This is a genomic window from Streptomyces sp. NPDC015032, assembly GCF_043080425.1.
Classification (GTDB): domain Bacteria; phylum Actinomycetota; class Actinomycetes; order Streptomycetales; family Streptomycetaceae; genus Streptomyces.
In genome coordinates, this window is the sequence record NZ_JBIBVN010000033.1 from 42,122 (window position 1) to 64,974 (window position 22,853).

Sequence of the window (22,853 nt, forward strand, 5' to 3'; positions counted from 1 at the left end):
CGGCGCTGCTCATAGAGGAGGAAATCAGGATGAAGGCGCTGGTACTGGCTGCCGGACTGGGCAGCCGGCTGAGCCGGTGGACGCCCGCACTCCCCAAACCGTTTGCTCCGGTGGCGAACCGGCCGGTGCTCGCCTGGGTGCTGGACCACCTGGACACGGCGGGTGTCGAGGGCATCGGCGTCGTCGTGCCGAGCGGCTCGCTGGCGCTGTACGAGAAGGCTTTCGGGACGCGCACCATGGCGGGCACGCCGGTGACCTGGCTTGCTGAGTACACCGCGCTGGGTACCGGCGGCAGCCTGCGGGATCAATCGGCTTTCTTCGCCGGGGCACCGGCCGTGGTCGTGCCCGCGGACATTGTCTCCGGAGTCGACCTGGCAGCCCTCATCGGTCATCACGCCCGGGCGGGCGCGGCCGTGACGGTGGCGGCGGTGCCCCGGGACGGGGAGATGTGGGAGGGGGATGTCCTGATCCCCGATCCGGACATGCTCGGCCGAGCTGCGGCGTACGCGTTCAAGCCCCATCCGCGTGCCGGTACGCGGATGGGGTCCACCGGGGCGTGGGTCGTCGATCCGGCGGTCTTGCCCTACATATCCGAGGGGTTCTGCGACTTTTCCAGCGAGGTGCTGCCCCGGTTGACGGGGCTCGGTCTGACGCTCGGCTTATTCGCTGCCGGCGAGGGGGTGTACCTGCGGGACATTGGCACCCCTGCGAAGCTCCTGACCGGCAATCAAGAAGCCGTACGCGGGTTCACGCCTGCCGCACCGCTGCCGCTGTCCGGTCCTGCCCCGCGGGTGGGTGACGGGGCCAGGGTTGGTGCCCACGTGGTGATCGGGCCGGGGGCCCGGGTCGGCCCCGGGGCGAGCATCGTTGGTCCTTCTGTCATCGGTGCGAACGCCGAACTCGGCGCTGGGGCGGTCGTGACGGCGTCCGTCCTGCTGCCTGGCGCCCGGGTTCCGGCCGGGGCGCGCATCGATTCGGACGTCGTCGGAACGGGCGAACAGGCTCTCGAGGCGCTGTTGGCCTACGCGCCCTTCGGAGGCACGGAGTGACCGCGAGGGGACATCTGGCGGGCCAGCCGTGGCCGGGTGTCGCCGAGCAGATAGCCCGCTGGTGTGCCGAGACGCCCACGGCAGCGGCCGTCGTGCAGGGCAGCCGGACGTGGAGCTACCAGGAGCTGGAGGCGGCGGCCTGCGGCATCGCCGCCGCCCTGAGTGAGGCGCTGCCCGGCGTCGGCCGGGTGGTCGCTGTGACGGGGCACCGGGGATTCGCGGCTGTTGCGGCCTGGGTGGCCGTGCTGGCGCAGCGGTGCGTGCTCCTTCCTCTCGAGCCTGGGCTGTCGCCCCAGCAGAGCGCGAGGATGGTGAGCCGGGCGGGGGCCGAGCTTGTCCTGGCTCTCGATGACGTGTCCGTACCCGCGACGGTCGGCGTGGACGTTCTGCAGCTGGACAGCGGTCAACTCAGCTCCTGCGGACGCCTCGTCGACGGTGTGCCGCCGCAGCCCGAGGAGCCGGGCTATGTGTTCTTCACCTCCGGCAGCACCGGTCGGCCCAAGGCCATCCTCGGCCGCCACCGCAGCCTTGCGCACTTCCTTACCTGGCTTCGCACCGCCCTCCATGTGCAGCCCGGTGACCGGATCGGGCACTTGGCGGGCGTCGGATTCGACGTGTCGCTGAGGGAAGTGCTGCTGCCGCTGACCGCAGGCGCCACACTGTGCCTCCCCCCGCCCGCGCCCATGCCGCCTGGTCAGGCCCTGGCGTGGCTGGCCGATAGCAGGGTCACGCTGCTGCACGCGGTCCCCACCGTCGCTCGCGCCTGGCTCCGTGCGACCGACGGTGGCGTCCGGCTGCCGCTCCTGCGGGCCGTGCTGTTCAGCGGCGAGCCTCTCACCGACACCCTGGTCACACGGTGGCGGGAGCAACTGGACTACCGGGGCGAAATCATCAACCAGTACGGGCCCACCGAGACCACGCTCATCCGGTGCTGGCACCGCGTGGACGAGCCGGTGGCGGGCATCCAGCCGCTGGGCCGGCCGATCCCCGGCAGTGAGGCCTGGGTGGAGGACCCGCCGGGCGTACGAGTGCCTGCCGGTACAACCGGCGAGATCGTGCTGCGCACCGTGTATGGCACCAGCGGCTACCTCGGCGCCAGCGCGGAAGAGGACGGCCGGTTCGCCTTCGGCTCCGACGGCGAAGTCGTCTACCGCACCGGAGACCTCGGGCACCTGGACGAGGACAGCATCGTGCACTTCCTCGGCCGCCTGGACGACCAGGTCAAGATCTACGGCGTCCGCGTCCACCTGCACGCCGTCGAAGCCGTCCTGGAAGCGCAGTCCGGTATCGACCAGGCGGCCGTGACCGCCCAGGCGGACGCCGATGGCGGCGCGCCGCAGCTGATCGCCCACCTCGTCCTCGCTCCTGGATGCGATGCCGTCCCTACCGGGCTGCGCGCCGCTCTCCTCCAGCACCTCCCGGCGGCTGCCGTTCCGGCCCGCTTCCTCACGGTCGACGCCCTGCCCGGCACGAACGGCAGCGGCAAGCTCGACCGCTCCCGACTTACCGACCCTTCCCCGTCCGGCCAGTGACCGGACCCCTCTACAAAGAAGAGGAATGACCCTCCATGAATCGACCTGTTGACGCGCCGACCGCCACCGACCTGAGCACCATCGCGAAGGGACTGCGGGCCTTCGTCTTCGCCGCGAACAAGCACCCCGGCGGCGCCTCGTCCGCAACGGAGGCCATCACCGCGCTGTTCTTCTCCGGGGCAACCACCCTCGCCGACGCCGACCAGACCAAGGACCGCCTGATCTACTCCAAGGGGCACGCCGCCGCGCCCTGGTACGGGGCGCTGTGGGCGCTCGGCGCGATGCCCGGCACAACCTGGGAGCAGGCGGTCGGCTTCGGCCAGGTCGGGCACCCGGTGCCGCGGATGCCGGTGCGCGGCGCGGTCCCGGAGATGGAAATGAGTACCGGGGCGCTGGGCCAGGGACTGTCCTACGGGGTGGGGCTGGCCCTGGCCGACCGTCGCACGGGCCGCGGCACACGGACCTTCGTTTTGCTGGGCGACGGGGAGTGCACCGAAGGCCAGGTGTGGGAGGCGGCGATGACCGCCTCCCGGCTGGGGCTGCGCAACCTTGTCGCGCTCGTCGACGCCAACGGCTCGGGAAGCGTCATCAAGCTGCCGCGCGAGGAGTGGGCGGCCCGGTGGGAAGGGTTCGGCTGGCGCACGGTCGACATCGACGGCCACGACGCCGGCGCGATCACCGCCGCTTTGCGCGAGGAGGCCGACCGGCCCACCGCCCTCATCCTGCACACCATCAAGGGCTACGGTCTGGCGGCAGCCGTCGAGGGATCCAACACCCTCAGCGCCGACGTGGCACCCGAATACCTGCCCGACTGGGACACCGGCGCGCTGATCGATGCCGCGGTGGAGAGCATCGACCGGCACTTCCCCCACGCACCGGCGCGCCGGCGCGGACCATCCCGCCCGGCGGCCGCCCTGCCTGCCCGTCCCAGCCGGGCGGAGCTGCTGTCCAGGGTGCGCGGCCATGAGGTCGGTGCCTGCGTGGTGGCGAAGAAGACGCTGGGTGCGGAGCTGGCCGCCGAGCTCTCCGACGGGCCGATGCTGTGGATGGCGCCCGATGCCATCCGCAACTCCGGTCTCCTCGCGCGGATGGAGGACGTCGGGTCGTGGGACTGGCAGACACCGGGCGCGGACGTCCTGCAGTGCGCGATCGCCGAACAGGACGCCGCGTCCCTCACGGCCGGTGCCGCCAGCGCAGGACTCTGGCCGGTGCTGTTCTCCATGGAGGGCTTCTACTGGCGGATGCTCGACCAGATCCGCGAGTCAATCGCCTTCCCCCAGGTGCCGGTTCTGCTGGTCGGCACCTCTGGCGGTCTCGGAGACCCGCTGGGCCCGATGGTCCAGTCCGACGGCTGCCTTGCCGCGCTCATGGCCATTGGCGGTCTGGAGATCTTCGAAGCCGCCGACATCAACTCCGCCAAGATCCTGGCCGCCGAGGCCCTGTCCTTGGGCCGTCCCGCCTACCTGCGCCTGCCCCACGAGGCGGTGCCCGTGCGTCACACCCTGACGGAGCTGGCCGGAAGGCCGCTGCACGAAGGTGCGTGGACGCTCGCCGACGCACCCGACCCCGACCTTGTCATCCTGACCGCTGGTGCCCTGCGCGAACGCGCCGTCGAGGCCGCGCAGACACTGGCCAGCCGGGACAAACGGCGCGTGCGCGTGCTGGAGATCATCAGCCCCACCCGCTTCGCCGCTCTCACCCCTGGGCGCCTGCTGGAACTGATACCCGCTCACGCCTGCGCGGTCAGCATCCACAACGCGCCGTCCTCCGTGCTCGGCAACCTCCTGCCCAACGCCCGGACCGGGATGAGCGAGACACGCATCGGCGTCGACACCTACGGAATCGCCGGGTGGCCGCAGAAAGCCCTGTACGAGGCGGCTGGCCTGACCACCGACGCCATCGTCGGCCGCATCAGCAAGGAGTACGCGTGAGCGCCTCGTCGTCCTCGTCCCGGCTGACCGTGCTCGCCGATGACGACAGCTTCGCCGTCCGCGCGCACCGTGTCGACGCCTACCGCATCCACCTGGCAGAAGGGCTCGCCACCTCCGGCCTCGACGCGCACCTGGGCTCTCTCACCGCACAGTTGGAGGCGCCGGAGATCGTCATCGTGATCGACACCGGCGCTGCCGAGCACCACCTTCGAACCGTCACCGTAGCCGTGGAGCACACCGGGCTGCCGTTCAGCACTGTCCCGGTCTCGGCCGGGGAGAGCAGCAAGACCCCCGAGGGCCTGACCAACCTGATCAGTGCGCTGCACCAGAACGGAGCGACCCGCCGCACGCTGCTCCTGGGGGTCGGGGGCGGCATGGTGTGCGACCTGGTCACAGCCGCCGCGGCCACCTACATGCGGGGCGTGCCCTACGCGCTGGTGCCCACCACGGTCCTGGCCCAGGTCGACGCCGCGATCGGCGGCAAGGGAGGCGTCGACTACGGCACGGCGAAGAACCTGCTCGGCGCCTTCCACCACCCGGCGGGCGTCTACGTCGACCCTGCGCTGACCTCCACCCTCCCGGAGCGGCACGTCCGGGCCGGCCTCGCCGAAGTGGTCAAGGTTGCGCTGATCGCCAACCCCGTGCTGTTCGCAGCTCTGGAGAAGACGGCCCACACCCTGCTGACCGGCCAGGAGCTGACCGCGATTGTGCGTGACGCCATCGAGGCCAAGCTTCTACTGCTCGCCCCGGATCCGTTCGAGCAGAAGGACCTGCGGCGGCTGCTGAACCTCGGGCACTGCATCGGACACCCCTACGAGGCGGCCACCGGATACCGGATCCTTCACGGCGAAGCCGTGGCCGCCGGCACCGCCGTCGCAGCCTCGCACGCCTACCTCAGCGGCAAGACCTCCCTGGAGGAGCGGGATCGCATTCTCAATGTGCTGGCCGCCTACCAGCTTCCCATCACCATTCCGCAGGACCTGCGAGAGACGGTGTGGGAAGGCGTGTCCACGGTGCGCCGGATCCGAAACGGCCCCCTTCACCTCGTCCTGCCGCACCATCCCGGCCATTGCACCATCACCGACGACATCGACCGCCCCGCCTTCGATAAGGCCCTCAGCGATCTGGCGACACGCTCATGACCCGGCCGCCACAGCCGTCGGCCTGGCTGCTCCTCGAAGGCGGCGGCAGCCGCACCTGGGCGGCCACCGCGACCGGCGACACGGTCCTGGCCATCGCCGAGGGGCCATCCACCAATCCGCGATCGGTCGGCGAGGACCACGCCGTGCACACGCTCGTCGGCCTCTTCGACCGGCTATGGGATTCCCCGGGTACGGCCCCGCTGGGAATCGTCGCCGCCCACGGCGCCGCCTCCACCGGTGCGGCAGCCGGAGACTTTGCCGCGCTGGTGCGTCGCGCTCTGGCCCGTTCCGGTCCGCCGGCCGCGCCGGTGCTGGTCACCAACGACATCGCCCCACTCCTGCTGGCGGCGGAAGGGCCGGTGTGCGTGGGTATCTGCGGCACGGGAACCGGGTTCGCCGCACGCAACGGCGAGCGGTGGGCGCGGGCTTCGGGCCTGGAGTGGCTGCTCTCCGACGAAGGCGGAGGCCATGACCTGGCCACCGCGGGTCTGCGCGCCGCCATCCGGTCGCTGGACGGGCGAGGGCCCGCCACCACACTCACCGGCCTGGCACGCCAATGGTGTTCCGATGCGTCCGGCATCGGCGACTTGGGAGAGGCCCTCTTCTTCCACGTGTACGACACCCCGGACACCAAGCCGCTCGTTGCCTCCTTCGCCCGCCACGTCCTGGACGCCGCCGAGGCCGGCGACGGAGTCGCTGGCCGGCTTGTGGAGAACGCTGCAGCTGAACTCGCCGGTGGCGTTGCCGCGGTGTGCCGCGCCACCGGAATCTCCGCCCACACGGCATACACCCTGATGCTGTCCGGGTCACTGCTCACGGAGTCCGCCCTTCTGCGCAGGCACTTCCTGACCCGGGTGCAGGAACAGCTGCCGCCCATCGCTGTCCTGCGACGCACCCCCCGGGAGCGGCCACAGGAGCTGCTGAGCCTGCGGGATTTATGGCTGAAGCCCGGCGATCTGTCGTCGCTCGCCGCAGCGCTGCCCACCCATGCGGACCCCGCTCCAGCGGCATCCGAAGGAGCCCTCCCGTGACCGGCGACGACCCGCTACCGGCGAGGGACCCGTCTCTGGAGGCCGTACTCGGCCCGGTGCTGGACGAGGCGACGGCTGAAATCGAAGCCTTCCGCAAAGGTCCGGCGCTCATCCGGTTCAAGCCCAGCATCCACGGCGGCATGGAGCCCGTCACCGAGCTCGACCTACGCTTGCAGGACCTGATTACCGCTGCGCTGGGGCAGGCATGGCCCGGCCTCCCGGTCATCGCCGAGGAAAGGCGCCGCCACCTCGGGCCCCTTCCCGATGACTGTCTTCTGGTGGACCCGCTTGACGGCACCGCTCCCTTCCTGGAGGGCAGTTCGTGCTTCGCGATCGCCGTCTGCCTGGTCCGATCGGGTGTGCCCGTCCAAGGGATCGTGGACCTGCCTGCCTTCAACGTCCGCGTGAGTGCCGCCGCCGGGTCTGCGCCGGCCGTCACCGGAGACGTGGAGCGTCTTCCCGCATTCGCTTCGGACACCGTGGTGACCAGCCCCCGCCACACCGAGCTGGCCACCCGGCTGCTCCCTGGCCTCCCAGTGGTCGGCGTGCCCACGGCCAGCGTCAAGATGACGCTCGTGGCGCTCGGCCGCGCCCGGGCCGCCGCCTACCTCCCCGCGGCCCGCGGCACCGCGGCGCCGTGGGACTACGCCGCCGCCGCGCTGGCTGTCCACGCCGCTGGAGGAGAGGTCCGCGACCCGACCGGGCGCGACCTCGCCCGAACCCTGCCCACTCGCCTTGACGGATGGCTGGCCACCTCCACCGCCCAGTTCCCGGCAGACCTCCAGCCCCTGATGCACACGCACAGCTGAGACAAGCAGGAGACCACATCGCATGCGCTCCACACCCACCACCACCGACGGCTGGCGCGGCCTGCCCGGCCCCGACTTCGCCGAGCCGCAGCTGCTGGCCGTCCTCAACCACTGCGCCGCCCAGGACGTCCTGGGCGAAGACGTCCTGGTCGGCTACGACGGGCGCGCGGGAGCCCCTGAACTCGCGCAGCTCGCCGCTGACCTCCTGGCCGAACACGGCATCACCGCGCACCTCGCCACCGGACCGGCGCCCACCCCCGCCTGCGGAGTTCTGGTTCACCAGGACACCGGCCTGAGCGCGGCCGTCATCATCACCGCCAGCCACAACCCTCCCGGCTACACCGGCATGAAAATCCGGGACAGCGCCGGTCACGGCATCGTGTGGCCGCAGCCCCCGCCCGGCGCAATGCTCGACCCGGGGCGACTGGCCCGGCACGCGCACCCGGCCGTCGATGTCCTCGCCCCGTACTCCGCATCCACCGGCGCTGCCCTCGATCAGGCCGCCGAGCACTTCGACGCTGGCGTGCTCCTGGACGCCGTGCACGGCGCCGTCGGAGCACTTGACGGGCACCTGGGCGCAGTAAAGATCTGCCGGGCCCGCCCGCTGCCGTTCTTCGCCGGCCACACGCCCGACCCCGTCCCCCGAACCCAGGCCGAACAGACCGCGCGCGCGATCCTGGAACAGACGCCCGGCCCGACGCTCCTGGCAATGACGGACGGCGACGGCGACCGGCTCGTGCTCTTCACCCGGCGCTCGGGCTACATCGGCAGCCCCGAGCAAGCCGCCGCACTGATGTACGCAGGCCTACCAGTAGACCGGCTGATCACCACAGCGGTAGCGCCCCGGATGGCGGTGCGGGCCGCCAAGCGCGCACAGCCCGGGCTGCGCGTCACCGAAACCCCAGTCGGCTTCAAGCACATCGTCACCGCCTGGCAGAACAACCCGACCCCGACACTCGGCCTGGAACCCAACGGCGCTCTCGCCCACGCAGCCGACAACAACGGCTACTTCGAACGGGACAGCCTCGCTGCCCTGACCGCCGTGTTGCACACGTTCCCCACCCTGGACAGTCTCGACGAAGCGATCGCCGAGCTGCGCCGGCTGCACCCGCACACCCAGCTCGTCCACACCGTGCCCCAGCCGCTGACAGCCGTACTGCACCAACTACCGGGGCTCCTGCCGGGCTGGAGAGCCGACCACTCCGGCGACCCGGTCGTCTACGACGACGGCGCGCACGGCCGGATCGCCGTGCGCGCCTCTAGAACCGAACCTGCCACCCGCCTCTACATCGAGGCGCCAGCCCCCGTGGTCGAACGTCTCACCGGCGCTCTGGGCGGCCCGGCGTTCAACCTGCCTGCTTGAGCAGGCCCGCCGCCACGAGCCCAGCAAGGCCCATGTCCGCATCGGTGTATTCACCGGCCAGGAGGTGGGCCACATATTCGTCCTGCGGAAGGGTGACCGGCTCGACGAACTCCTCCGGATCCGGGGTCGGTTCGGCAACCTTGCGGCAATCCCGGGCCAGCACCGCGTAACGGACGTGCGTGGCGTAAGACGCCAGGTAGGTCCGCATGACGACCTCGGCCGTTCCCGCCTGGTATCCGGTCTCTTCAAGGAGTTCACGGAGCGCGGCGTTCACTACGTCCTCCTCGGGCCCGACGAGGCCACCAGGAAGCTCGGCCAGGACCTTGCCCGGACCGGGACGGTACTGACGGACGAGGATGCCTCGGTCGTCTTCCGTGAACGCCACCAGGGCCACCGTCCGGGAGCCCTGCAAGATGTCCCAGTCCGACTCTCTGCCGTTGGGCTGCACGTAGGTCCGGCAGCGCACCTTTAAGTAGCCAGCGGGCTCCGGACGCTCACTCTTCAGCGCCCACACCAACGGATCACGTTCTTCAGTCACGCTTCGTACCCTATCTAACTCTTAGTGTTGCCAAGGGGCTGGTTGGTTACCGTTGCGCACGCAGGCATCGACTACGTCCGGGTGTTGCGCCGTGCGCGCAACACCGGAAAGAGACCGATCAGTTGGTGAAGATTCCCTGCGACACCGGCCGCTGCCCGCGGGCATGCTCGGGCTTGCCTTACTCGGGTGTCTTGGGGCCATTCGTCGGCGGCCGGCAGCACGTCTACCGCGGCGTTGGGCCGCGCCTTGGCGCAAGGACCGCGGGTGCAGCACGAAAACCCGGGCGCTCAATGGTGATGAGGCCCGGCTGGAGGTCGCCCGCGGTGAACCTGCCCTCCCCCGTGTCGGTCCGCCTGCGCCAGACGCGCATGTAGGGACCAGCCAGAATCGACGTGGGCGCCCCGTGGTGCCCGAGCGACCAGTGGACCACCCCCGGGCGTTGCGCCACCAGCCAGGCAAGTGTGGCGATACACGCGCCACACCGACGGCTTTGGGGCTACCGCATGGCGCGTACGACCAGGTCGTTCACGGCTACGCCACCCGGCCGGGTGACGGCGTAGACGATCGCGTCCGCTCGTCACCAGCGGCGAGCGCGGCGCTGGCGTCGGCTCCGAGGCCCCGCGCCAGGGCGTATCGACGGAGGCGGGCTGTACGGGGCCCACGCGTACGGCGGAGGGAGCTGGTTCCCGCCGAAAGGTGAGTCGACCGAGCCCGCCAGCTGTGGCGCGCACATCGCCACATGAACGCTGTAGCGGCGCCACGCCCAGGGCGGGTGGACTGTCCGTTGCGACCAAGTGCCGGTGTCAGGGTTCGGGATCGCCCAGGCAGCAAACCCTGACATCGGTTCTGTCCAATGTTGTTGCTGGCCAGGGAAGGGGACCGGAAGGCTGTGAGTGTGAATGTCAGCGATGTGCGAGGGAGGGGTGACATGCGGAAACCGCAGGTCCGGGTGACGGTGAACTCCCGCTGCAAGAGGAGCTGCTACTACTGCCGGCCATCGGGGGAGGCCGTGGCTACCGAGTCCGGCACCGACCTGGTGCCCGATCAGCTGGTTGCCGTCGCGGCGGCCGTACGGGCCCAGGGCGTCGACAGCATCAAGCTGACCGGCGGGGATCCCGCCCTGTACGAGCCGCTCGTGGAGGTCGTGCACCGGCTGCGCCACGACGTCGGCATGAGCGAGGTCGAGGTGATCTCTCGGCATCCGAGGATCGGTGATCTCGCGCCCGCGCTCGCCGAAGCCGGCGTGACCCTGTTCAACGTCTCCCTGGACACCCTGGACGCAGGCCTGCACCACGAGATCTGCGGCGTGAACGACCACGCCGAAGTCTTAGCCGCGATCAAGGCGTGCGTGGCCACCGGTGTCCCGGTGAAGGTCAACGTCGTGGCGATGGCAGGGATCAACACCCCGGAGATCGAACCGCTGATCGCGTGGTGCGAGGACGCCGGAGTCGACAGCGTCAAGCTTCTGGACATCATCAAGGACCTCGGCGAGGGCAGCGAGAGCTTCGCCCGGCGCCTGGAGATCAAGCGCAAGCGGCAGCTGCCCGATCTGTACGTGTCCATGGAGGACCTGGCGGGCGACCTGCGGGGCCGGGCGATCGACGAGCAGACGGTGCAGCAGGGTGGCCTCGGCCACCCGATGACGGTGCTCACCATGCCTTCGGGCACCAAGGTGGTTCTCAAGGACTCCACTGCGGGCGCCTGGTACGGATCCGTATGCCGGGGCTGTCCGCTCTTCCCCTGCCACGACGCGCTGATGGCGCTGCGTCTGACTGCGGACGCCCGGCTTCAGTTCTGCCTCCTGCGGGAGGACGTCACCGTCGAGCTTGCCCCGCTGCTGGAGAAGGGAGACCAGGACGGATTGGCCGCCCAGGTGGAGGCAGCGTTCGAGATGTACGCCGATGCCTACTTCCGGCCCGGCGACGCCACTCCCCAAGAACTACTGGAGGCACACCGGTGAGCGGCGTGTTCATGGGGCTTCCCGGCGGTCTCACGACAGCTCAGTCCGCGTCGGTCCCCGAGCCCCGCTCGGGCCTGCCGACGGTCATCATGGTCTATCCGAAGATCGACCATGAGAAGGACTACGTCTACTTCTGGATGCCGTTCTCGTTGCTGACGATCGCGAAGCCGCTCATGGAGAGCGGTCTGGTGAACGTGGTGCTGTTCGACGGCAACCAGCAGGACGCCGCGGCCTGGGACCGGCTGCTGGACGAGCACATCGAGCGGACGGTGTGCATCGGCGTGAGCATCATGACCGGCGGCGGGCAGATCGGGCACGCGCTGGAGATGGTGCGGACCGCGAAGCAGCGCAGCTTCTGCCCGCCGGTCGTCTTCGGCGGTCCGCACGTCAACGTGCAGCCGGAGCAGACCGCGGCGCACCCGCTCGTGGACGCGGTGCTGCAGGGGCCGGGGCAGAACTCGATGCTCGACTTCGTGAAGTCCCTGCTGGGCCGGGTGCCCCGGCGTCTGGTCCCTGGTCTGCGGATGGACAGCTGCGGACATGTGCTGACCGGCAGGGTTAACCCGCCGCGGACCGGGAATCTGGGCGCGTACCCGTGGGCCCTGCTGGACGTCGCGCAGTACATCCGCGACGATCCCACGGTGGCGTCCCGCACGCTGAATTACGTCTCCAGCCAGGGCTGCGTCTACAAGTGCGAGTTCTGCTTCGAACTCACCTACCAGCGCAAGTACTCCGCGATGGCCGCCGCCGATCTCCTGGACGACGTCACTGACCTCAAGGCCCGGTACGGCATCAACGGGGTGAAGTTCTACGACGCCGACTGGTTCGTGAACTTGCGCCGCTCGATCGGGTTCTGCGACGGCCTCATTGAGCGCCAACTGGATCTCCGGTGGGCGGCGAGCATCAACCCCAACGACATCCTCAAGGCCCGGCGCGCGAAACTTCCGCTGCTGGAACGGATCGCCGAGAGCGGCTGCTCCCGTCTGCTGATGGGCGTGGAGTCCGGCAACGACCGGGTGCTGTCCGACGTCGTACGTAAGGAGGTCACCCGGGCGCAGATTCTCGACGTCGCCGCCGACATCGCAGCCCACGGAATCCTGGGCTCCTACACCTTCATCGTCGGATTCCCCGGCGAGAGCGAGGCCGAGCAGGAGGACACCTACTCGCTCATCGCCGAGCTGCGGGAGTTGACCCCCACACCGGAGACCCGCGTTCATCTGTTCGCCCCGTACCCGGGCACCCCGCTGTGGGAGAAGGCCCTGGCGGCCGGGTTCACCCCGCCCGCCTCTCTGGAGGACTGGTCGAGCTTCGACTACTACACCTCCCTGACGCCCTGGACGAGTGACGCCACCGCCGCCCGGGCCCGAGAAGCGACCCAGATGCGGCTGGCCCCCGCTCGCTGACACCCTCTAACGTCACGCTGTGCGCCGGGAACATCACCAGACGGGAAGTCCCGGCGCGCGGCGGCCGGCCCCAGTCAAAGGAGACCTCGTTGAGTACCGCACGTGTTCTGCCCGCACCGCTCGCCAAGGGCGGCCGCATCGGCATCGTCACGGTGTCCGCGCCCGAACCGGCCCGAAACCTCGACCAGTTCGACCATGGGGTGGATGTCTTGCGCAGCCGCGGGTTCGAGCCGGTCACCGCCGCCCACGCCCTGGGCGAGCATGGCTACCGGGCCGGCAGCGAGACCGCTCTCCTGGAAGACTTCCACACCTTCATCGCCGACCCCGAAATCGCAGCCGTGGTGTGTGCCGGGGGCGGCAAGAACGCCAACCGGCTCCTGCGCGGGATCGACTACGCGCTGATCGCCGCTCACCCGAAGCCGATCGTCGGGGTGAGCGACCCGACCGTGCTGCTGAACGCGATCACCGCCCGCACCGGCATGCCGACCTTCCACGGGCCCGCTGTCCTGTGGGACTTCGGCTCGGCCGACGCCCCCGCCGCCACCATCGACCACTTCGCCGCCGTCCTCGCCGGGGAGGCCCACTCCGCCCGGGTCGGTGCTCCGCTCGGGTGGGCCCGCCCCGGTACGGCACAGGGCCACCTGGTCGCCGGGTGCCTGTCCTCGCTGCGCTGCCTGCTCGGCACCGTGTGGGAGCCGGACTGGAGGGGCGCTGTCCTCGCGTGGGAGGACGCGTTCAAGCCGGTCGAGCAGCTGGACCAGACCCTCACCCACTTCCGGGACCGCGGCGTCCTCGACCAGATCTCCGGCATGGTCGTCGGTGAACTGCTCGGCTGCGAGCCCTCCGGCGAAATGGGTGCGCAGGAGATGGTCATGGACCTGTGCGCCGAGTACGGCTTTCCCATTGCCTTCGGCCTGCCCTTCGGGCACACCCCCCTTAAGCACACGCTGCCCATCGGTGCGGAGGTCCTGCTTGACTCCACCGCCGAGCACGGCCTCACGATCACCTCTCCCTGGACCGCAACCGTCGCCGAAGGGGAACAGCAGTGACTGTCACACCGGAGGACCGGCGTCTGTACGGCACGTTGCTCAAGTGGAATCCCGCCGAGCGGAACCTGCTGCTGACCAAGGCAGACTTGGTACGCGCGATGCGCGGTTGGCTGCACGAGGCCGGCTACACGGAGGTCGCCACCCCCGTGCTGTGCCAGGACCGCGAGAGCGCCCCGATTCCCCAGTTCGCCACCCGTCACCCGCTGACCGGACAGTCTTTCCACCTCAAGCACTCCGCCGAGGAGCACCTTCGGCGCGTGGTCGTCAGCATCGACCGTGTCTTCGACCTGTCCAAGGCGATCCGGGCCGAGCAGGCTGACGACAGCCACGCGATCGAGTTCACCATGCTGCAGACAGCCGCCCGCGACATCGGGCTCGAGGACGGCATCGGCCTGGTCACCGACCTGGTTCAGAGCACGGTCCAGGCTGCGTTCGCCACCCTGGCCACTCCCGGTGCCGACTTCACGACCATCCGCACGCGGCCCGTGGACGATGCGATCGCCGAGGCTCTCGCCGTCCCCAAGGCCCCCGTCGGCGCGGACCTGGTCGCAGCCGCGCGCGGCTGGCTCAAGGACCGCGACCTGGCGGCGGGCGGCACCGATTGGGCGGTGATGGAGGACTTCGTCAAGCACGCCGTGGAGAAGCCGGTCACTCACCCCACCGTTCTGCACGGGTTCCCGTGGGAGCTGCGGCACAACTCCCGCGTGGACGACATGACCGGCCGGGCGCAGCGGTTCTCCCTGATAGCGGGCGGCATCGAGATCTGCGACGGCGGCGTGAAACTGCGCACCGCCGCCGACTACCGGCCGATGGTTGAGGCGAACATCTCCCTGCGCACGCAGCTGCACGGCATCCCGGCCGACCGCGGGCCCGTCGACTTCTTCACCGACATCGACTGTGACCCCGCCGACGTGTTCACGTTCGGCCTGGGCGTCGAACGGCTGCTGGCGCTGTGCACCGGCCGCACCGTGTTCGAAGCCCTGACCTTCCCCTACCACTGACCGAGAGGACCCCTTCCGCGTGACCAGCATGCGCGCCGTCGTCATCACCGAAAGCCTCACCGGCGGTGACCTCCCCGCAGTCCTCTCCGGGATGGAGGACCGCCGCTACCCGCATCTGCTCGACGAGCGCACCCCCATCGAGATCACCGAGCTGACCGTGCCGGCCGGCCAGGCGCCCGCCGCGGCGCTGGCTCTGTCCGCCGTGCTGAAGCCCCGGCTGTACTACGCCCACCTGATCGACGAGAAGCGGATGCTCGTGGCCTTCCCGCACACCGTGGTCGACATCCCCCGCGGCGACAAGGACGTCATCGCCCACGCCCGGTCCGTCGGCGCCCTGTTCGGCATCCCCAACGAGCAGATGCGCTTCGCTGAGATGTGGGACACCGACCATCCCGACGCCCCGGCCCAGCCAGAGGCCGACGCCCGATGACCGCTCCCCCGTCCGGTTCCGCCCCGCTGGCCGTCGTGACCGGCGCCAGCGGGGCCCTCGGCACCGCGATCCGCAACCGACTGGTCAGCGAGGGCTGGCAGGTCGTGGCCACCTACCGCACCCGTCCACCCGCCGACCACGACCGCAACGGCGACATCAGCTGGGTACGCTTCGACGCCGCCGAGAACCGCTCGACCACCGACCTGGGGGGAGCTGTTGACGCCTGTACGGGCCGGCTGCGCGCGGTGTTCGCCTGCATCGGGGCGCCGTCAACCAAGAAGACCGTCACCGACACCGGAATCAGCGAGTTCGAGTCGGTCCACCAGGCCAACGTCGTCAGTTTCGTCCGCACCTGGCATGCCGTCGCCGAACGGGCCCGACGCGACGGCACCTCCGTCCTCGCGGCCGGCTCCGACGCCGGACAGGCAGCCCGCCCCGGCAACGGCCCCTACACCGCGGCGAAGGCAGCCCTCGCCTCACTCGTCATCACCCTCGCCAAGGAGGAGCTGGACAACGGCGTGCGGGTCAACCTTCTCGCACCCTCGCTCATCGACTCCCCCCTTGCCCGGCACGTCATGACCCTCAAGGGCGTCACCGACCCCGACGCCTACTACACGCAACTGCCGTGGGGGCGCCCTCTGTCCCTGGACGAAGTCGCCGCCACCTGCATCGACCTGGCCACCGCCGATCAGTGGTCCTACGCCACCGGCCAGATCTATCCCCTGGGGGCAGCGGTCTGATGGTCGACGCCGTCCGTGCCCGGCAGCTGGGCATCGTGCACATGCTTCGCAGCCGCACCAACGTGCCGGCCAGCGAGCTGGCCGACCGCTTCGGCGTCACCGAACGCACCATCTACCGCGACATCGCCACCCTCACCGCTCACGGCATTCCCATCCAGGCCCAGCCCGGCAAGGTCGGCGGCTACCGCCTCTCGCCCGAGACCGCCCTCGACCCCCTCACCATCGACTCCGACCACGCCCTGCGGCTGTACGTCCTGGGATTCATCGACCCACCCAGCACAGACACCACCACCGAGGGCAGCGCCCGTGCGGCCGGAATCAGCGACACCGTCCAAGAGGTCATCCGCCGCCTGGCCCAGCGCATCCACTTCGACACCGCCGACTGGTACTGGCGCGACGAAGGCTCCGGCCACCTGCCCGTCCTGCGCACCGCCATGCTCGCGGCCACAGCCGTCGAAGCCACCTGGCGCACCAAGACCGGCAGCCAAGAGACCACGCTCCTCAAGCCCTACGGCGTGGTGTGGAAGGCCGGCGAGTGGCACATGGTTGCCGCCCGGGCCACCGGCAGCCCCTCCCGCTTCCGGCTCAACCTCGTCGACCGGCTGACGCCCACCGACCTCACCTTCGCTTACCCCGACTCCTTCTCCGTCCGCGACTGGTGGACCAAGGCCATGGAGGACTACGGCAAGGGCGAAGTCCGCGTCACACTGAACGTCACGGCTGGCGCGCGCGACGAGATGCTGCGCCTCAGCCTGAAATCCACCTCCCAGGTTCACGAACACGACGACGGCTCCCTGACAATCGTGCTGTTCGTCGACCGCTGGGAGTGGCTGATCCCTCTGGTCTCCAGCTACGGCCCCGCCGTCATCGTTGCCGAGCCCGACGAACTGCGCACGGCGATTACCGACCAGCTGCGCCGCGCCCTGGCCGTCTACGACACCGCTGTGCCCCCGGGCCCGTCGCCGCCGGACAACCTGGCGGACGACGACTCCCGCCTGAGATCCACCCACGGCCGCCACCCAGGAGCATGACTTGAACCTCCGGCACCTCGACCACGCCGACACCATCGAACTGCCCGTCACCGGGGACGGGCCCTTCGACTTCCAGCACACGGTATGGAAGCCCTCCCACTACGCCACAGGACTCGAAGCACACACCGCCTCCACGAGCTGGCGCACCTTCCGGGTCGGCGCCCTCGTCACCGGTGTGCGCATGCACGCGCAGGACCGGCTCGTCATCGCCGACATTTACACCGACGGCGACTACAAGCCCGGCCACCGTGATCACCTGGTGCGCCGCCTGACTACCTCCTACGGCCTGGACGAGGACCTCAGCCAGTTCACCGCTCTGGCCGCAGCGGTTCCGTCCATGCGGGAGCCGCTGGAGGCACTGTCCGGCATGCGGCAGAGCTGCCCCGAGGACCACTTCGAGATCGCCGTGGTAGCGCTGTTGCTGCAGAACGTCACCATCGCCCGGACCACGCAGATGACCCGCAACCTGCTGACCCACCACGGGCATCTCGTGCGCTTCGACGACATCACGCTGAGAGCCTGGTTCACCCCCGCCGAGCTTGCACACGTCACTCCCGAGACTCTCAAGGAGCAGGACCGCCTCGGCTACCGCGCCAAGACCCTCCCCCACTTCGCCGCATTCTTCCGCGACCACACCGCCGAAGACCTCCAGGCCGCGGACGATCTCGTCCTGACCTTCCAGCAGATCCACGGCGTGGGCCCGTACACGGCGGCAATCATGGCCTCCCATGCCTCCCGCGACCCCGCAGTCTTCGGCCTGGACGTATGGAACCGCAAGATCCTCGCCCGCGGGCTTCTCGGCGTCGACGACGCCGCACCAGAAGCTGTCACCCGCCGCCTGAACAAGCTGTTCCCCGGCCACGCGGGCACCGCCAGCCTCTACCTCGTCGAGCACGAATACGCGGCCGCCCCTGTCGCCCCCCTCCTTGCCCCGGACGGCATCACCGCCTGGAACAACTCCCTCGAACTCGCCGCCACATGAGCCAGCAACAAGACCGGGCCACAGCGTCCGCCGGCACACGGACGGTGCGGACGGCGCACCCGGCCTACAGCAGACCGTTGGCTCCACTTCAGCCCCAGCCAGCCGCCCCTAATGCCGCCTGCCCTCCTGGGAAAGGACAGCCTGGTGCCCTGCCCTTCCGTGGAAGGGCGCCCGCAGAGGCCCTCACAGTGCGGAGGTTCAGGACGGCGGCTGGGTGGAGGGGATGGGTGGAAGCCACGCGGGGGTGTTGTGGCGGAAGCTGTGACCGATAGGGGTGATCTCGGAACCGTTGTCCAAGGCCGGGACACAGATGCCGAGGTACTCCTCACCGTCGGCCGCCGCGCCGAGCGGCGTGCTGCACACGGGACAGGACCAGCGCTCCATCGTGGGCCAGGGCCGGTACGAGCGGGGTGTCCCGGGCCCGGTCCAGCTGAAGGCGTTGCGGCGGAATCCGACCCATGTCATGAGCGGTCCGCCGGACAGGCGGGCGCAGTGGGGGCAGGCGCATACGTGGGGGTCGTAGGGCTCTCCGGTCGCTTCGAAGCGGATGTTTCCGCACAGGCATCCGCCGGTGGAGACCTCTTGGGTGGGTGTGTCGTCGTTCGGCATGGGGGCTCCTTGCTGTTGCGGCGGGGTCGTTGTGCGTGTCGGCTCGCCACGGGCGGGCAGGGCGGCGGGCGGTGTCCGGGGCGGGTGAGTGTGCCTCGGGGTCGGCAGCCTGGCACGCCCGTTTCCGCGGCCGGGGTGCGACCACACAGAATCGGGCCATTGCCGCCCCCGTGACGCCGCGTGGCGCCCACTGGATGGCGCAGTCGCTGCACGGGTCGGCAAGGGTTTCAGGTTGGCCGGAAACCCGCGGCGGATGCGGCCGAAGGGGTGACCATCCATCGAACGGAGACGTTTCAGATGCCCCGCCCCCGTGTGCTCGGCATGAACGGCGGAATTCGCACAAAAATCCAGAATCCCCCTCGCTGTCACCCGTTACGGCGAGCCGTGAGCCACGTTTTTTAGTGCACCAGTGCCACACCGACGCCCAGACGGAGGACGCCATGCACCCCAGCCCCGCCCCCACGAACCGGCCTCCCGGAATCGAACGGCCCGGCCCGATCACGCTCAACGTCGGCAGCATCCGTACCGCAGCAGGCCCGGATACGGGGTGGGACGCATGAGCGAGCCCGATGCGTCAGCCCGCAAGGTGCCAGGACCGCGCACCACCCCTTTCAGGAACGGCGCAGCCACGACGCCCGGCCGGCCGACGGGTGCTGCGAGCGGCTCCTCCCCCGAGACCGAGCCCGCGGCCGATGTCTCCGCCCCGCAGATGCGGTACGTCGATCTGACCGGCAGCCGTGAAGCGGCCGGGCGTTCCATCCGGATGCGTGACATGGCCCGGCGCCTGCCCCAGTTGGTGCGTCGCTCGCTGGCTCTGGCCTGGCAGGTCGACCGGCGGGCGACCATCGGTCTCCTGCTGTGCCAGGCCATCGCCGGCGTGATGCAGGCCCTGGGCCTGGTCGCCATCGCCGGCACCTTAACCGCGCTGCTGAGCAGCGGGGACGTCTACTACCGGCTTCTGGAGGCGTGGCCGTCCGTGGCCCTGCTGGCGGGTGCCTCCGGTGTGCGTGCACTTCTGGGGATCACTGTCAGCTGGCTGTCCTCCCGGCTGGGCCCGTTGATGTCGCGCGAGGCCGAGCAGATGCTGCTCACCGGCTGCGCCGGGGTGGAGCTGTGCGCCTACGACGAGCCCGACTTCAATCGCGACCGCGAGGCCGCCGACCGCGGGGCTCAGGTCACCGGGGATCTGATCGACGAGGGCCAGGACCTGATCGCGTCGAGTGCCAGTTTCCTCGCCGGTGCCGTCGTGCTGGCCGGTGTGCACTGGGTTCTCCTCCCGCTCCTGGTGGCGGCCAGCCTTCCGCAGGCCCTGGCCCAGGTCAGTGCCGCCCGGGTGCGGTACCTGGCGAATCTCCGCAGCAACGGTGACAACCGGATGCTGTCGGTGCTGCGTTGGCACATTTTCACGAGGGAGGCGGCCGATCAGATCCGCGCCGGCACCATGGCCGCGTTCCTGTCCGGCCGGTACCGGCAGACGGTTGCCCGGATCAATCGCGAGGACCGGGCCGCGGCCGACACGGGTGCCCGTATGTCTTTGGTCGGTGCGCTGTGCGGTGGCGTGGGGTCAGCGGTGGTGTGGTCGGCGGTTGTGTGGTTGCTGGCCAACGGCCGTATCAGTGTCGGGCACGCGGGGACGGCTGTCTTCGCTCTTCAGACGGTCGGGCAATCGGTCCGGGGGCTTGTATCCGTCGGAGCGCGCGCCGTGCGCACGGGCCTGTACATGGATGACTGGAGCGGATTTCTGGACAAGGCCGGCGGGTTCCGTCTGCGTCGGGGTTCGCACCGTCCGGAGGCGCCGCAGGAGATCGTGATCAAGTCGGTTACCCACCGCTACTCGGGCAAGGACGGCAACGCGCTGTCCAACGTGTCGCTGACCTTGCGCCGCGGCGAGGTTACCGCCCTGGTCGGTTTCAACGGGTCGGGCAAGTCGACGTTGTCGAAGCTGATCAGCGGTCTGTACCTGCCTACCGGCGGGCAGGTGCTGTGGGACGGCGTACCTACCGGCGACGCCGACCCCCAGGCGCTGTGGGAGCAGGTGGCCCTGGTACCGCAGGACTACGCCCACTGGCCGCTGACCGTGCGCGAGAACGTGACCCTGGGGCAGCCCACGGCTCGCGGCGACGTGGCAGTGCGTGAGGCGTGCGAGGCGTCCGGTGCTGATGAGGTCGTCGACAAGCTGGGCGCCGGGCTGGACACGCTCCTTGCGCGGGAATGGCTCAACGGGGAGGAGCTAAGCGGCGGTCAGTGGCAGCGCATCGCCCTGGCAAGGGCGTTCTTCCGGGAGGCCGGGCTGCTGGTCCTTGATGAGCCGACCGCGAATCTCGACCCGCGCGCGGAGTTCCGGATCTTCCAGCGGCTGCGGGACCTGGCCCGGGACCGGGTGGTGCTGTTGGTGACCCATCGCATCACCAATGTCGCCGTGGCCGACCGGATCGTCGTGCTCGATGAAGGCAGGGTTGTTCAGGAGGGCACCTACCAGCAGCTCGCCCAGCAGCCCGGACTTTTCCAGCAGTTGCTGTCCTATCAGGTCTCGTCCGAGCCGGACGGCGAGAAGGACGGGACGCACATATGAGCCGCCCCAGTGCCCTTGCAGATGCCCGAGCCGGCGGGAACTCGCCCTCCACCCCGCGCTCTTTCAACCACCCCACCCTCTTTCGAGGTGATGACGTGCCGCCCACCCGTTCCCACATTCGTACGACCGCCGAGGCGTATCTGGACCGGCATCCGGATGAGCGGGAGGTCCTGGCCGGGTTGCTGTCTGTCCTGGACAGTGCCGACGACCCGTGCAGTCGTGCCACACTGCCCGGCCACATCACCTGCAGCGCGGTCGTCATCGACCGTGATCGGCGCGTGCTGCACATCGGCCACAGTGGCACTGGGCTGCTCCTCGTCCCCGGCGGCCACGTTGAGGCGGGTGACCGCACGCTCCTGGCCGCGGCCGTGCGCGAGGTGTGCGAAGAGGCCGGGCTACGCCCCGGCGACCTGTGCCTGACCCCGCAATTCCTCGACGAGCCGATCGATGTGGACGTGCATGACATTGACGCCAACCCGGCCAAGGGCGAACCCGCTCACCAGCACTTCGATGTCCGCTTCGTGTTCTACCTCACCGCCGAGCAACCGCCTGCGCTCGCTCTGCAGGACGAGGAAGTCGCCGGAGCCCAGTGGCTCCCGTACGCCGACGTGCGATCCCCATCGCTGCGGGCCAAGCTCCTGGCCGCCAAGGCGGACGGCCTCGACGGGCGCCCGGAGCCCGTTAGCGCCAACGCCCTAATCCATGACGGAGCTGGCCGGTACCTCCTTCATCTGCGCGATGACCGGGAGGGCATGTGGGAGCCCTGGGTTCTGGCCCTCGTGGGAGGCAAAAGGTCGCGGGACGATGCCAACCTCAAGGCGACACTGCGACGTGAGCTCGCCGAGGAGGTACCGGGTCTGAAGCCCACGGAACTGGTGCCGTTCGCCGTCCAGGAGGCGACGAGCGTCGACGGCCTTGCCGTGCCCATGAGCGTCTACGCCGGGCGCTGGAGCGGGGATGCCGAAGCGGTGGATCTCCGCGAAGGTGTCCTGCTGAAGTGGTTCACCGTCGACACCCTCGACCGGCTCCGGCTCAGCCCCGGACTCGGCGACCTGATCCGCCGCCACGCGGCCGAACATCCCACCGTGGAAGAGCCTCCGGCCGTTGCTGGTCCTCTGCCCGGCGAGGCCCCGGCGGGGACCGTGCTGCACGTCGTCGGCGTCCACCTCCACCTGGAGCACGAGGGCAAGGTCCTGCTGGGGCTGCGGCATCCGGACTCGGCGTACGCGGGCGGATCGTGGCACGCCCTCGCCGGACACCTGGAGGCGGAGGCGGCGACCGCCGGTCTTGCCCGCGAGGCGTTCGAGGAGGCCGGGCTGGTCATCGATCCGGCCGACCTCGAGCTCGTCCACACGGTGCACACGGTGGACCGGCCCGGCGCCCGACCGAGAATCCAGCTCTTCTTCCGCCCCCGCCACTGGGAAGGCACCCCCGAGGAACGCGAACCCGACCGGTGTCTCGCCTGGAAGTGGTGGGACGCGAAGGACCTGCCGGAGCCGATCGTCCCCTACACCCGCGTCGCGATCGAGGGCATCCGAGCCGGCCGCTCCTACAGCGAGCTGGGATGGTCCCGGTGAACGACTTCACGGTGGTCGGCACCGCCTACGCCGCCCCTCCGCGCGGCGCGCAGGGCCGCCTGCTGCAGGCATCTCGGGCCCGCTGCCTGACCGTCATGCCCGTT

Annotated in this window: 19 protein-coding genes; 17 read left to right on the forward strand and 2 right to left on the reverse strand. The window is 70.0% G+C overall.

Translation table 11 applies throughout. The features are described 5' to 3' along the window. The first annotated feature begins 29 nt into the window (after positions 1–29). The 7 genes from ACF08M_RS32180 to ACF08M_RS32210 are packed head-to-tail and all read left to right on the forward strand — an operon-like array spanning position 30 to position 8,857. Positions 30–1,049, forward strand: a complete 1,020-nt coding sequence (locus tag ACF08M_RS32180; RefSeq protein ID WP_392188793.1) for a sugar phosphate nucleotidyltransferase — start codon at positions 30–32, stop codon at positions 1,047–1,049. Continuing rightward, positions 1,046–2,581: an AMP-binding protein gene (locus ACF08M_RS32185; protein WP_392188794.1), complete on the forward strand. Its 1,536-nt coding sequence runs from the start codon at positions 1,046–1,048 to the stop codon at positions 2,579–2,581. Before ACF08M_RS32180 ends, ACF08M_RS32185 begins: the two co-directional genes overlap by 4 nt. 35 nt (positions 2,582–2,616) lie before the next feature. Continuing rightward, complete coding sequence (locus tag ACF08M_RS32190; protein ID WP_392188795.1) at positions 2,617–4,512, forward strand: thiamine pyrophosphate-dependent enzyme; 1,896 nt, start codon at positions 2,617–2,619, stop codon at positions 4,510–4,512. Next, positions 4,509–5,654 (forward strand): 3-dehydroquinate synthase family protein, encoded by a 1,146-nt coding sequence (locus ACF08M_RS32195; RefSeq protein WP_392188796.1) that lies wholly within the window; start codon positions 4,509–4,511, stop codon positions 5,652–5,654. The genes ACF08M_RS32190 and ACF08M_RS32195 overlap by 4 nt, the downstream gene beginning before the upstream one ends. Continuing rightward, positions 5,651–6,685, forward strand: a complete 1,035-nt coding sequence (locus ACF08M_RS32200) for an N-acetylglucosamine kinase (protein ID WP_392188797.1) — start codon at positions 5,651–5,653, stop codon at positions 6,683–6,685. Before ACF08M_RS32195 ends, ACF08M_RS32200 begins: the two co-directional genes overlap by 4 nt. Continuing rightward, positions 6,682–7,494 (forward strand): inositol monophosphatase family protein, encoded by an 813-nt coding sequence (locus tag ACF08M_RS32205; protein ID WP_392188798.1) that lies wholly within the window; start codon positions 6,682–6,684, stop codon positions 7,492–7,494. The genes ACF08M_RS32200 and ACF08M_RS32205 overlap by 4 nt, the downstream gene beginning before the upstream one ends. Positions 7,495–7,516: 22 nt before the next feature. Continuing rightward, entirely contained in the window at positions 7,517–8,857 is a 1,341-nt protein-coding gene (locus ACF08M_RS32210; protein WP_392188799.1) for a hypothetical protein, read from the forward strand. Here ACF08M_RS32210 and ACF08M_RS32215 read toward each other — a convergent pair. Then, complete coding sequence (locus ACF08M_RS32215; protein WP_392188800.1) at positions 8,841–9,395, reverse strand: NUDIX hydrolase; 555 nt, start codon at positions 9,393–9,395, stop codon at positions 8,841–8,843. The genes ACF08M_RS32210 and ACF08M_RS32215 overlap by 17 nt on opposite strands. Positions 9,396–10,323: 928 nt before the next feature. Between ACF08M_RS32215 and ACF08M_RS32220 the strand changes: the two genes are divergently transcribed. The 8 genes from ACF08M_RS32220 to ACF08M_RS32255 all read left to right on the forward strand — a co-directional run bounded on the left by ACF08M_RS32220 (position 10,324) and on the right by ACF08M_RS32255 (position 17,991). Then, entirely contained in the window at positions 10,324–11,355 is a 1,032-nt protein-coding gene (locus tag ACF08M_RS32220) for a radical SAM protein (RefSeq protein WP_392188801.1), read from the forward strand. Continuing rightward, positions 11,352–12,758, forward strand: coding sequence for a B12-binding domain-containing radical SAM protein (locus ACF08M_RS32225; RefSeq protein WP_391788743.1), 1,407 nt, complete (start codon positions 11,352–11,354; stop codon positions 12,756–12,758). Before ACF08M_RS32220 ends, ACF08M_RS32225 begins: the two co-directional genes overlap by 4 nt. 89 nt (positions 12,759–12,847) lie before the next feature. Beyond that, on the forward strand, positions 12,848–13,807 hold the full coding sequence (locus ACF08M_RS32230) for an LD-carboxypeptidase (RefSeq protein WP_392188802.1): 960 nt from the start codon (positions 12,848–12,850) through the stop codon (positions 13,805–13,807). Continuing rightward, positions 13,804–14,808 (forward strand): amino acid--tRNA ligase-related protein, encoded by a 1,005-nt coding sequence (locus ACF08M_RS32235; RefSeq protein WP_392188803.1) that lies wholly within the window; start codon positions 13,804–13,806, stop codon positions 14,806–14,808. Before ACF08M_RS32230 ends, ACF08M_RS32235 begins: the two co-directional genes overlap by 4 nt. A gap of 19 nt (positions 14,809–14,827) precedes the next feature. Then, positions 14,828–15,238 carry a hypothetical protein gene (locus ACF08M_RS32240; RefSeq protein ID WP_392188804.1) on the forward strand — a complete coding sequence of 137 codons (411 nt, stop codon included), beginning with the start codon at positions 14,828–14,830 and terminating at the stop codon, positions 15,236–15,238. Then, complete coding sequence (locus ACF08M_RS32245) at positions 15,235–15,978, forward strand: SDR family NAD(P)-dependent oxidoreductase (protein ID WP_391788747.1); 744 nt, start codon at positions 15,235–15,237, stop codon at positions 15,976–15,978. The genes ACF08M_RS32240 and ACF08M_RS32245 overlap by 4 nt, the downstream gene beginning before the upstream one ends. Continuing rightward, entirely contained in the window at positions 15,978–17,009 is a 1,032-nt protein-coding gene (locus ACF08M_RS32250; protein WP_392188805.1) for a helix-turn-helix transcriptional regulator, read from the forward strand. The genes ACF08M_RS32245 and ACF08M_RS32250 overlap by 1 nt, the downstream gene beginning before the upstream one ends. Before the next feature lies 1 nt (position 17,010). Beyond that, entirely contained in the window at positions 17,011–17,991 is a 981-nt protein-coding gene (locus tag ACF08M_RS32255; protein WP_392188806.1) for a DNA-3-methyladenine glycosylase family protein, read from the forward strand. Between the two features lie 198 nt (positions 17,992–18,189). On the opposite strand, the gene ACF08M_RS32260 is transcribed toward ACF08M_RS32255, so the two are convergent. Beyond that, entirely contained in the window at positions 18,190–18,600 is a 411-nt protein-coding gene (locus ACF08M_RS32260) for a GFA family protein (RefSeq protein WP_392188807.1), read from the reverse strand. A gap of 709 nt (positions 18,601–19,309) precedes the next feature. Between ACF08M_RS32260 and ACF08M_RS32265 the strand changes: the two genes are divergently transcribed. Then, positions 19,310–21,172: an ABC transporter ATP-binding protein gene (locus ACF08M_RS32265; protein WP_392188825.1), complete on the forward strand. Its 1,863-nt coding sequence runs from the start codon at positions 19,310–19,312 to the stop codon at positions 21,170–21,172. Positions 21,173–21,267: 95 nt separating this feature from the next. Further along, positions 21,268–22,749 carry an NUDIX domain-containing protein gene (locus ACF08M_RS32270; protein ID WP_392188808.1) on the forward strand — a complete coding sequence of 494 codons (1,482 nt, stop codon included), beginning with the start codon at positions 21,268–21,270 and terminating at the stop codon, positions 22,747–22,749. Positions 22,750–22,853: the final 104 nt, after the last annotated feature.

What these genes read in the sequence shown, in the direction of transcription:
- ACF08M_RS32180 (WP_392188793.1), top strand. Translation starts at nt 30, where the DNA reads ATGAAGGCGCTGGTACTGGCTGCCGGACTGGGCAGCCGGCTGAGCCGG.
- ACF08M_RS32190 (WP_392188795.1), top strand. Translation starts at nt 2,617, where the DNA reads ATGAATCGACCTGTTGACGCGCCGACCGCCACCGACCTGAGCACCATC.
- ACF08M_RS32200 (WP_392188797.1), top strand. Translation starts at nt 5,651, where the DNA reads ATGACCCGGCCGCCACAGCCGTCGGCCTGGCTGCTCCTCGAAGGCGGC.
- ACF08M_RS32210 (WP_392188799.1), top strand. Translation starts at nt 7,517, where the DNA reads ATGCGCTCCACACCCACCACCACCGACGGCTGGCGCGGCCTGCCCGGC.
- ACF08M_RS32220 (WP_392188801.1), top strand. Translation starts at nt 10,324, where the DNA reads ATGCGGAAACCGCAGGTCCGGGTGACGGTGAACTCCCGCTGCAAGAGG.
- ACF08M_RS32245 (WP_391788747.1), top strand. Translation starts at nt 15,235, where the DNA reads ATGACCGCTCCCCCGTCCGGTTCCGCCCCGCTGGCCGTCGTGACCGGC.
- ACF08M_RS32250 (WP_392188805.1), top strand. Translation starts at nt 15,978, where the DNA reads ATGGTCGACGCCGTCCGTGCCCGGCAGCTGGGCATCGTGCACATGCTT.
- ACF08M_RS32260 (WP_392188807.1), bottom strand. Translation starts at nt 18,600, where the DNA reads ATGCCGAACGACGACACACCCACCCAAGAGGTCTCCACCGGCGGATGC.
- ACF08M_RS32265 (WP_392188825.1), top strand. Translation starts at nt 19,310, where the DNA reads ATGCGGTACGTCGATCTGACCGGCAGCCGTGAAGCGGCCGGGCGTTCC.